This is a genomic window from Actinokineospora pegani, assembly GCF_009745975.1.
GTDB lineage: Bacteria > Actinomycetota > Actinomycetes > Mycobacteriales > Pseudonocardiaceae > Actinokineospora > Actinokineospora pegani.
Map to the genome: position 1 here is coordinate 1 of NZ_WHOL01000111.1, position 14,405 is coordinate 14,405.

The window sequence follows — 14,405 nt, forward strand, 5'->3', positions numbered from 1 at the left end:
GCCTGGCGCAGGACGCGACAGATCGGCTCGACCCCGAACTCCTGTTTGTGGCGGTCGATGTAGTCGATCACCGTTGCGTGGGGCGGTCGAGCTCCGCCGCGAAGAAGGTCGCCGCCGACCGAAGAATCTCGTTGGCGCGCTTGAGCTCCGCCACCTCACGCTTGAGGCGCTTGAGCTCAGCGGACTCCACCGTCGTGGTCCCCGGACGGGCGCCGTGGTCGACCTCGGCCTGCCTGATCCACTTGCGCAGCGTCTCCGGAGTCACCCCGAACTTCGGCGCGATCGAGCACACCGCCGCCCACCACGACGGGTACTCCTCCCGATGCTCCGCAACCAGCCGCACCGCCCGCTGACGCACCTCAGCCGAGTGCCGTGACGTTCCTGCCATGACTCCATCCTCCACAAGCAATGAGCCTTTTTCATCCTGCTGTGGTTTCGTAGTTCTGCAGGATGTGGATGGCTTTGGCGAGTCGGCCGATGCGGCGTGGGCTGACGCGGACCTTGCGGAGGACGCGCCAGGTCTTGGGTTGGGCGTTGGCGCGTTCGCCGGGGCCGGGGAGGCGGGCGTGGGCGCGGTTGGCGTCCTTCTGTGACGCGGGCTGGCCGCGGCCTTTGTGGGGTGTGATGCGCTGGCCGGTGGGGTCGTAGCCGTGGTAGCCCTTGTCGCCCAACGCGATCAGCCCGGCGTCGCGCAGGGCGGCGAGGATGTTCCAGATCCTGGCTGCGGCGATGTCGTGGGTGCTGCCGGGCAGGTCGCCGGAGACCCAGAGGACTGTCCCGTCCGGTGTGGCGAGGACTTGCAGGTTCACCCCGTGCATCTTGTGTTTGCCGGAGTAGAACGGCCGGTTCGCGGCGATGCGGTCGATCAGGATCAGCGTTCCGTCGATCACCACGTAGGCCATGCCCCGCTGTTTCGCCGTCCGCAAGGCGGCCCGCAGTCTTGGAGCCCGTTGGGCGAGCAGTTCCACGGTCTCGCCGACGTAACGCCAGCAGGTCGTGGTCGAGACCCCGAACCCGGCGCCGACCTCGGCGAACGGCTCGCCCTTGCGCAGATACACCAGCACCAACAAGGCCTGCTCGCCCGGGTTGAGCTTGCGCCACACCGAACCCAACTCCCGGCGATGGGTTCGGATCAACCCGGACACGAAGGTCAGGGTCCGATGTGACAACGGCAGAGCGTCACGGTAGAACAACATCTGAAGCCCCTGGGTGCAGCAGGATGATCTTGGTCGAGAGTTCTGCTACCAGGGGCTTCGCCACGTCCGGGCGCCGACACACCGAAGGCCCACCAACCCGTGATCAGCAGGAAACCCCGCCTGCCACCGCATCCAGACCACGATGAAAAAAAGCTCACTGTAAGTGAGGCTGAGCTGCTGGATGGTCTTATTAAATCGAAAGTGATTGGTTGCCTGTAGGTTGGCTTTCATGGTCGAGGTTGAGGGTGCGCATCGCTTGTCTCCCGCGGAGCAGGAGGTGTTGCGGTTGCGGGTGGTGGCGGCGTTGGAGTCCGGGCAGGTCGAGGGCTACAAGCAGGCGGCGGAGGTGTTCGGGGTGTCGGTGCGGTCGGTGGGCACGTGGTGGCGCGCCTACCGACGCGACGGTCGGGACGGCCTGGTGGTGCGACCGGGTCGCCGGCCGGGGCCTGCGGAGTTGATCAGCCCGCAGGACCGGGGAACGGTGTTCGCGGCGATGGCCGATTACACCCCGGAGGAGTTGCTGATCGGCGGCCCGTTGTGGACGCGTCCGGCGGTGGTGGAGCTGATCCGGCTGGTGGTCGGGGTCGACATGACCGAGCAGGGGGTGGGCCTGTGGCTGCGTCGGCACGGGTTCACCCCGCAGCGTCCGGCCCGTCGGGCCTACGAGCAGCAGTCGGCGGCGGTGCAGGCGTGGCTGGACGAGGAATACCCGGCGATCGAGACGCGGGCGAAGGCCGAGGGCGCGGCGATCGCGTGGGTGGATCAGTGCGGGCTGCGCTCCGATACCGCGCCACCGGGCCGGTCCTGGGCGCCCGAGGGTCGCACGCCGATCGTGCGGGTGACCGGGAAACGGTTGCGGGTCAATGTCATGTCCGCGGTCGCCTCGCGGGGCGCGTTGTGGTTCACCGTGTTCACCGACCGGTTCACCGCGCCGGTGTTCACCGTCTTCCTCGACCGCTTCGCCCGCCAGGCCGATCGGAAGGTCCACGTCATCGCCGACCGGCACCCGGTCCACCGCAGCAAAGCCGTCCGCGCCTGGCTGCAAGCCAACACCGACCGGATCGAACTGCACCTGATGCCCGGCTACAGCCCCGAACTCAACCCCGACGAGTTACTCAACGCCGACCTCAAGCGCAACGTCAACGCCTCCCGCGCCCACAACGTCGACCGCCTCGCCCACCAGACCCGCCGCTTCCTACGCCGCCGCCAACGCCAGCCACACCTCGTCCGCGGCTACTTCGGGGCCCCGCACGTCCGCTACGCCATCACGTAGGCAACCAAACACTTTCGACCCAATAAGGGGCGAGGCGAACCAAGTGAATCGGCGCTGCCACTGGCGTCGAAAACAACGATACCCCGAGATCATACCGGTTGGGAAAAAACCAACAATCAGTGCACAGTTGATGGATTTTACTCCACTCGGGTGGCGATGAGTTGGGTGCTTGTCCTCCGGCGGGCAGGCGGATATTGTTCACCACGACAACCTCTGGGGGAGGAAAAGTCGCTGTGTACAAGCGTGTACTTTGGTGTCTGATCGTTCTGTTCATCGGGTTGCCTGCCGTTGCTGTGCCCGCTGCGGCCGCAGACTCCGTCGATCGAGTGCTGGTGCGGTTCATAGCGGGCAAGGACCCGCGGTCCGTTGTCCGCGCGGGTGCATGGTCGGCGTTGCTGTCTGAGGACTCCGACACTGCCGTGAGTCATTTTCTCGATTCCGACTACCCGTTCCTCGTCAACTACGCCGCTGCGAACAAGCAGCGCCACATCGACTTCTGCCATCGAGTGCTCGCCGTCTACACGGTTCAGTTCGCCCCGGAGGTCAACGCCGCCGCTCGGGCGGCGGCAGCGGGCTCCGATGCCCAGCGCGCGGCCTTTGTGAGCGGCGGGTTCGCCGCGGCCGAGCAACGCGACCGGGTTGCGCGCGAGCGATCCGGGGAACAGGCCGCCGCATTGCTCGCGGTCGACTGGGATTTCGTCCGGGCCTTGGCGCAGGACGCGCCCGGTCTCCAGGTGCGAGCCGCCGCCTCGTGGGCGACTCGCACAGGCGCGACGGACACGGACCTGGTCGACTTCTTCGCCTATGGCTGGGCCTCCGGCGGCCGGTTGGACCTGGAGTCGCATCGGCGCGAGTTGGCTGATTCCGACGTCCGCTGGCTCGCGGTGGCCAAGCGCTTGGTCGCCGAGGCGCGTGCGGCTGAGCAAGCCGCGCGGGAGGCCGCCGAGGACTTCGCCGAGCAGGCCCGGGCAACCGCCGCCGCAGCGTGGCGCGAGGTGGGCGACCAGGCTCAGCCTGCCAGTTCGGTGTGGACCGATGCCCAGCGCATCGCGGCCGCCCAGGCTTCCAGTTGGGCCGGGGTCGCCGCCGCGGCCGCTGTGGCGACCGGGCCGAACTGGGCCGCCGTACTGGACCCGGCGCTCACCGCGGGCGCGGAGTGGCAGGCCGACGATCAGCATGCCCAGGAGCGCACTGCTTACTGGCAAGGTCTCTTGGCGCAAGCCCGCGAGGGCGAGGCTCGTATGACGACGGGCTGACATAGATCCACTAAGGACTTGAACAAGCCCCGCGGGCGAGTACGCCCCCGGGGTGGTTCGTGTGCGCGTTGAAAGGGATGTTTTGTCCAACACAAGATCCAGGCTGCTGGGTGCTGTCCTCACCGCCGCTCTCACTATCGGGTTGGCACACCCGGCTATTGCCACAGCCGGCCCATCTCCCGCCGTGGAGCGGCCGATGCCGCCCTCACCGTACGGGAACTGGGACGGTCAGGCGGGTTTACCCGACATCACCGGTGACCTGCGATTGCGCGCGCTGGTGGCGGACATCGCCGAGCTTGACGAGGACTTCGAGGTGCGCGACGCCGCGGCGCAGGCGTTGCGCGGCGACGACACCGCTGTCATGGCCTTCCTCACCCAGGGGCACGACGCCGCCCGGGCTATGGCCGACCATCGCCGGGCCGAAACCGCCCGTCGCGACCTCGACGCTGTGCGCGCTCTCGCGGGCAGCGGCGGCCCTATCTTCAATGCCGAGGTCCAGCGGGTCCTTGCGGGCTCCGACGCCGATCGGGCCGCGTTCCTCGCCTACGGCGCGGAGATTGCCCGGGCCCGTGACGAGCAGGCCGACACCGCCCAACGGGACCGGGCAGCGCAGTTGCGTGCCCGCGTCACCGCGCTCGCCGCGTCGCCCGCGCCCGAGGTCGCTGCGGCTGCTCGTGTCGCGCTGCAGTCCGGCGACCCGGCGATCGCTGAGTTCCTGCGCAGCGGGTACCAGGCAGCGGCCCAGCGCGATGCCGCCGCCCGAGAGCAGCAGGTCCGCGACCAGGAGACCAGGGACAAGGCGGCCGAAGACCTCAGTGACCTCGCCCAGCGCGCGGCCCGGGCTTGGACCGCCCGAAGTGGCCTCGTCACCGCCCACGGTCACGGCGTACGTGCTCTGCAGCAGGCCGCCAACGCGCTGGTCCAGGCCAACCAGCAAGCCAGGAAGGCCGAGCAGATCCTGCTCGCCAACACCGCGGGCGGCACCCACCCCCCTGGCTCGTTCACCGAGGTCAAGGCCGAGTCCGCTCGTCAGCTCGGCTTCGCGGGCCAAGCCGCCGCCGCTGCCTGGCAAGCCGCCACGCAGGCCGCTGTCGAGGCCCAGGCCCTCGTCGACACCGGTCTGACCTATGGGGTCGACTGGGCGCGCATTGCCACCGGCATGAGTCACGCCGCCGATGCCGCCGTGCTCGCGGTGCAGACGGCGGGGCACGCGATCGACGCCGCCGAGTCCACCGACCAGGCCCGCAACGCCCAGGAGTTGGCCGCCGCCAAAGCCGAGCAGGCCCGGCAATGGCGGCTGCACGCTGAAGAGCACGCCCGCGCCGCCGCGGTGATCGCCGGGGCCGCCCAAGTGCAGGCCGAGGTCGCTCGCGACGCCGCGACCCGCGCCCGTCAGGCCAGGGCCGATGCCGAGCGGCAGGAGCAGGCCGCGTGGACGGCCGCGGCCAGGACTCGGGAGCACCGGCTCACCGCTGAGGCCGAGCAGCGCAAGGCCGCGGGTGCCCGTGCGGTTGCCGAACGGGAGCGCGCGGCCTCGGCCACCGCGGCGGCCGAGGCCGACCGCCAAGCCGCCACCGCCCGCGCCCAGCGCGGCGAGGCCGACCGCCAGGCGGGGATCGCGACCCAAGCCCGCCAGCGGGCCGAGCAGCAGCAAGGTCTGGCGGGGCAAGCCGAGCAGCACGCCCGTGCCGAGGCGGCCGCCGCCGCCACGGCCCGTGACCGCGCTTATGCCGCCGAGCAGGGCAAGCAGACCGCGGAGGCCAAGGCGCAGGCGCTGGCCGCCGCTGAGGCCGCGGCTCGCGGCACCAGCGCCCACCAAGCCGCCCAGCAGGCGGCGAACCAGGCCGCCGTCGAAGCCGCCACCGCGGGCGACGCCGCGACCCGGGCCAGGCAGGCGGCTGACAACGCCACTGGCGCCGCCGTGCTCGCGCAGCAGACCGCCGCGGAAGCCAACCGGGCCGCCGCCCGGGCCACCGCCGCCGCACGCGAGGCCGACGCAGCCGCAGCAGCGGCGAACGCGGCCGCGTCCCAGGCCGAGTCCACCGCTGCCGCGGCGCACCAAGCCGCGACCTCGGCCAACGCCAGCGCCGCCGACGCCACGCTGGGAGAGACCAGGGCGGCCGAGGCCGCCGGCGCCGCCGTCGCGCTGGCCGAGCAGGCAGCCGGGGAGGCGCTGCGGTCGCTCTGGTCGGCGCAGCGCACCCTCGCCGAAGCGGAAGCGGCAGCCGCGGAAGCAGTGTCGGCGGCCACCCAGGCCGAGCAGGCCCTGCGGTCGGCCACGGCGGCCAGTGCTTCGTCCGCGGCGATCACCGACCCGGCCAACTCCACGATCCGCCTCGTCGCGCCATTCGCGGGCCAGGACATCGACGCCGACTTCGCCGCCCTGGTCGCCGCCCAGGCCCAGGCGGTCGGCTCCGAACAGGCTCAAGCCGCGCGCACCAGGGCGGGCGAGGCCGCCACCGCGGCCAGGCTCGCCGCAGAGGCGGCGCAGCGCGCCGCGGCCGAGGTCAAGCCAGCGTTCGACGCCGCGGCGGCCGCATCAGCTTCCGCGTCGGTGGCCGCGGCCTCTGCCGCTGAGGCCCAGCAAGCGGCGGCCGAGGCAGCGGCCGAGGGCGCGGCCGCCCGCGCGGCGGGCGCTCGCGCGAGCCAGGCCGACGCTCAGGCAAGGGCCGACGCGGTGGTGGCCCGCCATGCCGCCAACTCCGCGAACGCCGACGCCGCCATCGCAGGCCGCAACGCCGCCGCGGCCGAGCAGGACGCGGTGGCCGCGCGGGCGAGTGCCTCGGCTGCCGTGGGGGAGGCCACTGCGGCACGCGCCGCGGCCACCCGCGCAGAGTCCGAAGCCGCGGCGGCTCGCCACGCCGCTGACGCCGCCCAGGGCAGCGCCGACGCGGCGGCCGAGGCGGCGGCCAACGCTCGGGCCAGCGCCATCGACGCCCAGAAGGCCGCTGACCGGGCCGAGGAGCAGGCCCGCCAGGACGCGGCCCGGGCCCGGCAGGAGCAGGCGGCGCCGGGCCCCACGACCGGCCTGACGCCCGACGAGCTCGAGCTGCTCTACTACGAGGGCGCCGGGGACGACGACGTCGACGGCTACCACGCGGCTGTCGCCGACGCGAACAAGACCGTCCCCCAGTTCCTCGCTGAGGCGGGCGCCGGCGTCCTGCTCGAGGTGATCGGCGTCAACGACGCGATCCGCTGTTTCGGCGAGGGCAACGTCGAGGCGTGCCTGTGGACGCTGGTCAACGTCGCCTCGTTCGTCGTGATCATCGCCAAGTTGCCCGCCGTCGCCTCCGCCATCGGGAAGGTCGTGGCCGGGCTGACCAAGTTCTTAGAGGCGTCCGCAGCGGGCCGCCGCCTGCTGGAGGGCTTCCACGCGGTGGTCGCCAGGGCCAAGGCGAACCCCTGCCTGGTCGGAATCGTCGCGGGCGGGCTCGAGGGCGCCCGCGCCGCCCAGCCCGTCGGACTCGCCAGCGTCGGTGACGAGTGCATCAAGTGGATCAAAACCAGCAGCCCGACCTTCGGCCACACCTTCAAGACCCACGGCTCGGGGGCGAAGAACCTGCGCAAGCTGGTCGACCGCGCCAGGACGACAAACAACGATCAGGGCCAATGGCTCGACGACGACGCGGCGGTCGAGCTGCTCAAGCAGGCTTACGGGCCCGGCTTCAGCCCCAAGATCGTCCCCCTCCCGCCGGGCCTCGGGCACGTCATCAAGCCGGACGGTTCGATCGTCCCCGCACTGCGGGCCATCCTCATCCCGTCGGGCAACGGGCTGTACAAAACAGCCTACCCGACCTTGAAGGAGACGACATGACCTTCCGCGTCAGCATCACCCCGCCCTCCGGTCCAGTCGACCCCGCTCGGTTGTCCGACACGCAGTTCGACGAAGCCGACCTCGACCACTACGACTCGGTCGTCATGACCGCCGCCGAACAGCTCGACGCCGCGGGCGCGACCGCCCGGGTCGAGGGCTTCGGCCTGGACTGGCACACCGATCTCGCCTACGACTTGTCCGCCTTCATCGAGGGGCTGCCCGCCGTCGTCAGGGGCGTCTTGGCCGGGTTCGGCGCCGAGTGGGACCTGTACCCGCAGGGCCTCGAGCGGGTGGTGTTCCTGCGCCCGGCCAATGGCGGCTGGACCCTGACCTGCCATCAGGGGAGCGCACCGGCGGGCACTGCGGAGCACCTCAGCCAAGATGCCCTGCTCGCCTTGCTCACAACCCTGGCGGAGGACTTCCGCACCGCCGTCCACGTTGTCCGGCCCGACCTGGCCGACCGCTTCTCCGCACACTGGAAGGAACTCTCATCACTATGAACTGGGGAACAAGACCCGCTGCCGCGGCGGCCGCGGCCGTGCTGCTCGCGGGTACGCTCGCGGTGGTCGCGGAAGCGACCCCGGCCGCCCCGGGGCAGCAAGCCCCGTCACAGCAAGCGCAGTCGGAGTCCACTATCGCGGACAAGGTCGCCGCAGCGGCGGTGCTCGGCATCGTCGCGGGTGACGACCTTCTCGTGCTCAGGGATCGCGACTTCGTCTTCGCCGTTTGGCAGCGGGCGACCGGCGATGAGGTGCGGGCATCGGCCGAGTTGGCGTTCGCCGGGTCGGCGGTGGAGTCCACGCAGTTCATCAAGAACGGGCTGCGTGAGGCGCATGCCCGTGACCAGGCCCGGCAGATCCGCGATGCGGAGATCGCTCGGCAGGCTCGCGAGGTCAAGCAGGCGGCCGCCGCGCTGCTGGGCATCGTGGCTGAGCCGTCGGTGCTGATCCAGAGCGACCGCGACTTCGTGTTCCTGCTCTGGCAGCGGGCGACGACCCCCAAGATCAAGGCGGGGGCGCTCGCCGCCTACAACGGCACTGCTGAGGACCGGACCGCGTTCCTGACGGGCGGGTTGCTCGAGGCGCGCCGCCAGGACCAGGAGGACGCGATCGCCGCCGACCAGCAGGCCGACGTCGAGGAGAGGGCGCGCTTGTCGCTGCGGGCGGCGAAGAGCCGCGCGGCCGCGGTGATCCGCGTCGTGGCCGACGAGGGCATGTTGGTGCAGCCGGATGGGAACTTCGTGTTCGACCTGTGGCAGGCCGCGCCCGCCAACAGTGAGGTTCAGGCCGGTGCGCTGGAGGCCCTGCGCGGTAGCGCCGAAGACGTCCGGACCTACATCGTCACCGGCATTCACGATGCCAATCGGCTCGACCTGCTGGCCGCGCTGCGCGAGAAGGCCGAGTCCGATCGTCGTCAGGTGTTGGCGGTCCAGGCGGCGGCAGACAACAGCAAGGTCCGTCCGCGGTTGGCTGCCGCGGCGCGGGCGGCGTTGGCGGGCAGCGATTCCGAGGTGTCGAGGTTCCTGCGTGTGGGCCAGTACGACCACCTGGTCCAGTCCTTGGAAGCGACTACGGGGGGCGTGCGCGAGTGGTTCGTCCGCCGCGCGGGGGGCAGCGCGCAAACCGGCGTCATCGGCACCGGTACGCTAACCCCCGGGCCGGGCGATGGTGCGGACGCCAGTTGGAAGGTCGTCACCGGCTTGGCCGACCCGGCCTGCTTCTCCTTCGAGTCGGTCACCCAGCCCGGCTACTACCTGCGGGTGCAGACGGGCGCGGTGTTGGTCGTGCCCGCCGACGGCAGTGATCAGTTCCGTGCGCAGTCGACTTGGTGTGTGCGGGCGGGGCGGACCGCCGCGGGTGTCTCGTTGGAGTCCAAGGCCAACCCGGGCAAGTACCTGCGGCACTACCAGGCCTCGCTGTACGTGGCCAGTGGCGCGGGCGGCCAGTCGCCGTGGGAGACACCGGCCTACTACACCGACGACGCCACGTGGAAGATCGCCGGTGTCGATCCGACCACGACCGGCATCGGCCTGCGTTACGCCAACGACGATGGGATCCGGGCCCAGTTGGGTACGCCGAGGTACGCCGAGGTCGTCGACGGTGGGGTCCGGTACCGCGACTACGCCACCGGCAGGTTGTATTGGACCGAGGCGACCGGTGCCCGGGCGATGTGGGGTTTGGTGCACGCGGAGTACCTGCGGGTGGGTGGTCACCGCAACGCGCGCCTCGGGGCGCCGGTCAATGATGAGACCGGGACGGGCAACGGGCCCGCCGGGATGGGGCGGTTCAACCACTTCGCCGCGGGCGGGTCGATCTACTACAGCGCGGGCGGGGGCACCCATGCGGTCTACGGGCCGATCCGGTCGCTGTGGAGGGTGATGGGCTGGGAGTACTCCTACTTGGGTTTTCCCTCCGGTGACGAGGTCGAGGGTCCCGGCGGCAAGCGCCAGGATTTCATGGGCGGGCACATCGAGTGGGACGCCGTCACCGGCGCCGTGCAGGCGGTGCGGCGATGAACCGCCGTCTGCGCACCGCCGTCCTGGCCCTGCTGATCACCGCGGGCACCCTGACCCCGATCACCGCCACCGCCGAGCCCGCGCCCGCGCGACCGCAGGCGGTGGCCGCGACCACGCCGCAGTCCACTCAGGAGGACAAGGCGCGGGCCATGCAGACCGTCGGCCTGTTACCCGACGATGCACTGTTGGTGTTGCCCGACAAGGGCTTTGTCATCGCACTCTGGCGCCGGGTGACCGGCTCCGAGGTCCGCGCCGCCGCTGAGTTGGCCTTCAGCGGCGCCGACGGGGAGTGCACCCAGTTCATCAAGTACGGGCTGCGCGAGGCGCGTGATCGCGACCAGGCCAACCAGATCCGCGACGCCGCGATTGCCCGGGCCAACCGCGACCGGCGGGCCAGGGCCGCCGCGGCCGCGGGCATCGTCGCCGAGCCGGAACTGCTGATCCAGAGCGACCGCGACTTCACCTACGCCCTCTACCAGCGTGCCGCTGGTCCTCGGGTCAAGCAGGCCGCGCTGGTCGCCTTCGGCGCCACCCCCGACGCCCAACGCGTCTTCCTCGAGACCGGCGTCCTCGCCGCGCACGCACAAGACCAACAAGAAGCCATCGACGCCGACCAGCAGGCCACCGAGGCCGAACGGGCCCGCCTGGCCGCGCGCGACGCCCGCGCCCGCGCCGCCGCCGTGCTGGCCATCGTCGCCACCGACCAGCTCAAGGACCTCTCCGACGACAACTTCCTCCGCGAGATCTACCCCCGCACACCCGCTGACACCGAGGTCCGCAAAGACACCCTCAACGCCCTGCTCGACAACCGCCCGGCGGTGTGGAAGGCGTTCATCGACACCGGCATCCACGACGCCGTCCGCCGCGACATCCTCGCCGCCCTGCGCAAGAAAGCCGAGGAGGACCGGCGCACCGCCCAGGCCATCATCGCCAAGGCTGAGGCGAGCCTGGTGCACCCGGCGCTGGTCACCGCCGGGCGCCGTGCGCTCGCCGGGTCCGACACCGCCGTGGACCGGTTCGTCCGGCTCGGGCAGTGGGAGGCGCTGACCCAGTCCCTGCGGACGACCGCCCATCTTGACGACCACTTCGTGGAGGACGCGGCCTCCGGCCCGGTCGTCACCCGCCGCAACCCCAACGGTCAGGCGGGCACCGAGGCCAAGTTCACCTGGAAGATCGCCCCGGGCTTGTCCGACGGCGACTGTCACAGCCTGGAGTCGGTGACGAGACCTGGCCACTACCTCGCGGTCGTCGCCTCCACGACGAGGGCCGTGCCCAGCACGGCACTTGTGCGGGTCGAGCCCAGCGACACCACGGCGGCGTTCGCCAGCCGCGCCACTTGGTGCTCGCATGCCTACCACAGCGGTGTCCAATTCGTCTCCGAGTACAGAACCGCCGTGCAGCTGAAATTTGCACCGGACGGCAGGGTCGTCGCAGGGAGTTCGGGAGCTTTCTGGAGTAACTCCACGGTTGGGGCGCTGGCGGCGCAGTGGGCCGTCGAACCGCCTGGTCCCAATGTGGTCACCGCCATCACTCTGCGTATGACCAACGACGACCCGGCGCGTACCTTCCTCGGTAATCCCACGGGCCCTGAGACGGTCGAGGCCACCCATCGCTGGCGGCAGTTCGAGCACGGCCGCGTGTACTGGAGCCCGGCCACCGGGGTCCACTACCTGTCGGCCCACCTGCTGTCCGCCTACCTTCGAGTCAGCGGCCCAACCGCGCCCCAGTTCGGCCTACCCACCACCGACGACCGCATCGCCCCGGACGGCCGAGGGCGCTACCTGGACTTCTTCCCGAACGGCACCGCCGACGGCTCGCTCTACTTCAACCCCGACGCACAGGCCTCGTACGAGGTTCACGGGAAGATCAAGGCACTGTGGACCCAACTCGGCGGGCTGAGCTCCTACCTCAAGTACCCCACGAGCGACGAGTTTGAAATCCCCGGCGGCCGCCGCAGCACCTTCCAGGGCGGCTGGATCGACTACCACCACGCCACCGGCCAGGCCCAGGCCTTCGCGAGCTGAACACCGCGCGGCGGGCAGGGAAGCACGCCTTCCCAGCCCGCCGCCTCTCGCGCCCCCTTTCGCACAGGAGGTTCACGCGTCACGCGGTTCAGCCGCGTTCTGAGATCGTTCGCCCTGCTTATCGCCATCGCGGTGTTCACGACCCTGATCCGCGCCGACGTGGCGCTGGCCGACGATCCTCCACCGGGACCGCCACCGCCGCCCACCACGCCCGCGCCCCGCTTCCGCCGTCGCCCTTACGCCAACCGGGATGGCAGGGAGGGCGTTCCCGACATCACCGGTGACCCGAGGCTGCGCCAGCTCGTCGTCGACAACGCCGAACTGGCCGAGGACCGGGAGGTCCGCGAGGCGGCCGCCGCGGCGCTCGCGGGGACCGACCAGGACATCATGGTCTTCCTCAACACCGGTCTCGACGAGGCGAAGGCTCGGGCGCAGGCGCGCAAGCAGGAGGAGGCGCGGCAGAACCTCGCCGCCTGCCAGGCCCTGCGCGGCACTGGCGGCCCGCTGTTCAACGCCGAGGTCGAGCGGGTGTTCGCCGGGACCGACAGCGACCGTGTCGGATTCCTGCTCTATGGCGTAGAGGTCTACCGCGCGCTCGACGACAAAGCCACCGCCGACGCCCGTACCCGCGCCGACCAGCTACGCGGGAGGGTGACCGTACTTGCCGCCTCCGCCGGTCCCGAGGTGCAGCGGACAGCGCAGGAAGCGCTCAACGCCGGGGACGCCGCGATCGCCGAGTACCTGCGCGCCGGCTACCAGGCCGCCGCCCGGCTCGACGCCGAGCAGCGCGAGCAGGAGATCAGGGACCAGGAGGCGCGCGAGCGGGCTGCCGAGGAGCTCAGCGACCTGGCCAAGCGGGCCGCACTCGCTTCCCAGGCACGGCAGCGCCTGCTGGTCGCGCATGGCAATGGCGTGCGCGCGCTGGAGAAGGCCGCGAACGCGGTTGTCTTGGCGGGCAACGAGGCCAGGCGCGCGGAGCAGATCCTGGCCGCGAACAACGCCGGTGGCACGCACCCGGCGGACTCGTTCACCGCGGTGAAGGCCGAGACGGCCCGCCAGTTGGCCAACGCCCGCACCGCCGCGACCGAGGCTGAGACCGCCGCGACCCAGGCCACCGTCGAGGCGAACATCCTCGTCGAGGTCAACCTGCCCTATGGCGCGCCCAGTGAGCTCAGATGGCCAGGAGCATGAGCGCGGCCAGCCAGGCTGTTGTCTCCGCGATTGAAACGACGAGCCACGCCGTCGACGCGACGGAGGCCACCGACCAGGCCCGCAATCACCAGGAGTTGGCCGAGGCCAAGGCCCGGCAGGCGACCAAGTGGCGCGAGCATGCCCAGGCGCACGCCAGGACGGCCGCGTCGATCGCGGCGGCGGCGCGCGTTCAGGCTGTGGCCGCGCAGGACGCCGCCGCCAGGACGAGGCAGGCCCGGCTCGACGCCGAGCGTGCTGAGCGTGACGCGTGGGACGCTGCGGCCCGGGCCCGCACCGCCCGCCTGATTGCGGAGGCCGAGCAGCGTAAGGCAGTCGCCGCGCGCACCGTGGCCGAGCGGGAGCGCGCTGCCGCGGCGGCTGCCCGCCTTCAGGCCGACCAGCACGCCGCCGTCGCCCGCTCGCACCGCGGCGAGGCTGAGCGGCAAGCCGGGATCGCCTCCGCCGCCCGCGGGCGCGCCGAGGAGCAGGAACGGGCGGCAGGCACTGCCGAGACATCCGCGCGTACCGAGGAGACCAACGCCGCTGCGGCGCGAGACCGCGCGTTCGCCGCGGAGCAGAACAAGCAGTCCAGGCAGGCCCAGGCAGGCCCAGGCAGGCCCAGGCAGGCCCAGGCAGAAGCCTATGAGGCCGCTGCGGTGGCGGCCAGGGGGACCACAGCCGAGCAGCAGGCCCGCGACGCCGCGACCGCTGCCCGTCAGGAGGCCAACACCGCGAGCAGCGCCGCTGTCCAGGCGCGGAACGCGGCCAACGCCGCCACCGGCGCCGCTGTCCTCGCCCGCCAAGCCGCGACCGAGGCGACCAGGGCGGCGACGCGGGCCAGGGCCGCGGCGATGGAGGCCGAGGCCGCCGCGCGAGCGGCGAACGCGGCCGCCAACGAGGCCGAGGCACAGGCGTCGGCCACGCACGCTGCGGCGGAGCGCACCAACGTCGAGGCCGCCGAGGCCACGGTGAACGAGACCAAAGCCGCCGAGGCCGCGCACACCGCCCTTCGGCTGGCCGAGCATGCCGTCCACGAGGCGACCCAGTCGCTCCGCTCCGCCGAGCGCACCAAGGCCGAGGCCGACACCGAGACCCACGCCCGCCTCACCGCCGCCCGCACCCGCCTGCTGTCCGAC

Annotated in this window: 8 protein-coding genes and 2 pseudogenes; 8 read left to right on the forward strand and 2 right to left on the reverse strand. The window is 71.6% G+C overall.

Going from position 1 to position 14,405, the window contains the following annotated elements:
• Window positions 1-79: 79 nt before the first annotated feature.
• Together GCL84_RS22075 and GCL84_RS22080 are read right to left on the reverse strand one after the other, a co-directional pair.
• Window positions 80-388, reverse strand: a pseudogene (locus GCL84_RS22075) (transposase); the annotation flags it as partial.
• Between the two features lie 31 nt (window positions 389-419).
• Entirely contained in the window at window positions 420-1,196 is a 777-nt protein-coding gene (locus tag GCL84_RS22080) for a transposase family protein (protein ID WP_156757446.1), read from the reverse strand.
• 229 nt (window positions 1,197-1,425) lie between these two features.
• Between GCL84_RS22080 and GCL84_RS22085 the strand changes: the two genes are divergently transcribed.
• The 8 genes and pseudogenes from GCL84_RS22085 to GCL84_RS30275 form a co-directional block, all read left to right on the forward strand.
• Window positions 1,426-2,469: an IS630 family transposase gene (locus tag GCL84_RS22085; protein ID WP_156757447.1), complete on the forward strand. Its 1,044-nt coding sequence runs from the start codon at window positions 1,426-1,428 to the stop codon at window positions 2,467-2,469.
• Between the two features lie 233 nt (window positions 2,470-2,702).
• Complete coding sequence (locus tag GCL84_RS22090; protein ID WP_235926575.1) at window positions 2,703-3,725, forward strand: hypothetical protein; 1,023 nt, start codon at window positions 2,703-2,705, stop codon at window positions 3,723-3,725.
• A gap of 196 nt (window positions 3,726-3,921) precedes the next feature.
• A complete protein-coding gene (locus tag GCL84_RS22095; protein WP_156757448.1) occupies window positions 3,922-7,539 on the forward strand; it encodes a coiled-coil domain-containing protein in 3,618 nt (1,205 codons plus the stop codon).
• Window positions 7,536-8,039 (forward strand): hypothetical protein, encoded by a 504-nt coding sequence (locus GCL84_RS22100; RefSeq protein ID WP_156757449.1) that lies wholly within the window; start codon window positions 7,536-7,538, stop codon window positions 8,037-8,039. The genes GCL84_RS22095 and GCL84_RS22100 overlap by 4 nt, the downstream gene beginning before the upstream one ends.
• On the forward strand, window positions 8,036-10,054 hold the full coding sequence (locus tag GCL84_RS22105; RefSeq protein ID WP_156757450.1) for an AbfB domain-containing protein: 2,019 nt from the start codon (window positions 8,036-8,038) through the stop codon (window positions 10,052-10,054). The genes GCL84_RS22100 and GCL84_RS22105 overlap by 4 nt, the downstream gene beginning before the upstream one ends.
• Entirely contained in the window at window positions 10,051-12,078 is a 2,028-nt protein-coding gene (locus tag GCL84_RS22110) for an AbfB domain-containing protein (RefSeq protein WP_156757451.1), read from the forward strand. The genes GCL84_RS22105 and GCL84_RS22110 overlap by 4 nt, the downstream gene beginning before the upstream one ends.
• Window positions 12,079-12,210: 132 nt before the next feature.
• Window positions 12,211-13,269, forward strand: coding sequence for a hypothetical protein (locus GCL84_RS30270; protein WP_235926577.1), 1,059 nt, complete (start codon window positions 12,211-12,213; stop codon window positions 13,267-13,269).
• A pseudogene (locus GCL84_RS30275) lies at window positions 13,254-14,405 on the forward strand (hypothetical protein); the annotation flags it as partial. The gene GCL84_RS30270 and the pseudogene GCL84_RS30275, both read left to right, overlap by 16 nt.

Bases quoted from the DNA above. Each gene is read 5' to 3' on its own strand.
- GCL84_RS22080 (WP_156757446.1), bottom strand. From the start codon at position 1,196: ATGTTGTTCTACCGTGACGCTCTGCCGTTGTCACATCGGACCCTGACC.
- GCL84_RS22085 (WP_156757447.1), top strand. From the start codon at position 1,426: ATGGTCGAGGTTGAGGGTGCGCATCGCTTGTCTCCCGCGGAGCAGGAG.
- GCL84_RS22095 (WP_156757448.1), top strand. From the start codon at position 3,922: ATGCCGCCCTCACCGTACGGGAACTGGGACGGTCAGGCGGGTTTACCC.
- GCL84_RS22100 (WP_156757449.1), top strand. From the start codon at position 7,536: ATGACCTTCCGCGTCAGCATCACCCCGCCCTCCGGTCCAGTCGACCCC.
- GCL84_RS22105 (WP_156757450.1), top strand. From the start codon at position 8,036: ATGAACTGGGGAACAAGACCCGCTGCCGCGGCGGCCGCGGCCGTGCTG.
- GCL84_RS22110 (WP_156757451.1), top strand. From the start codon at position 10,051: ATGAACCGCCGTCTGCGCACCGCCGTCCTGGCCCTGCTGATCACCGCG.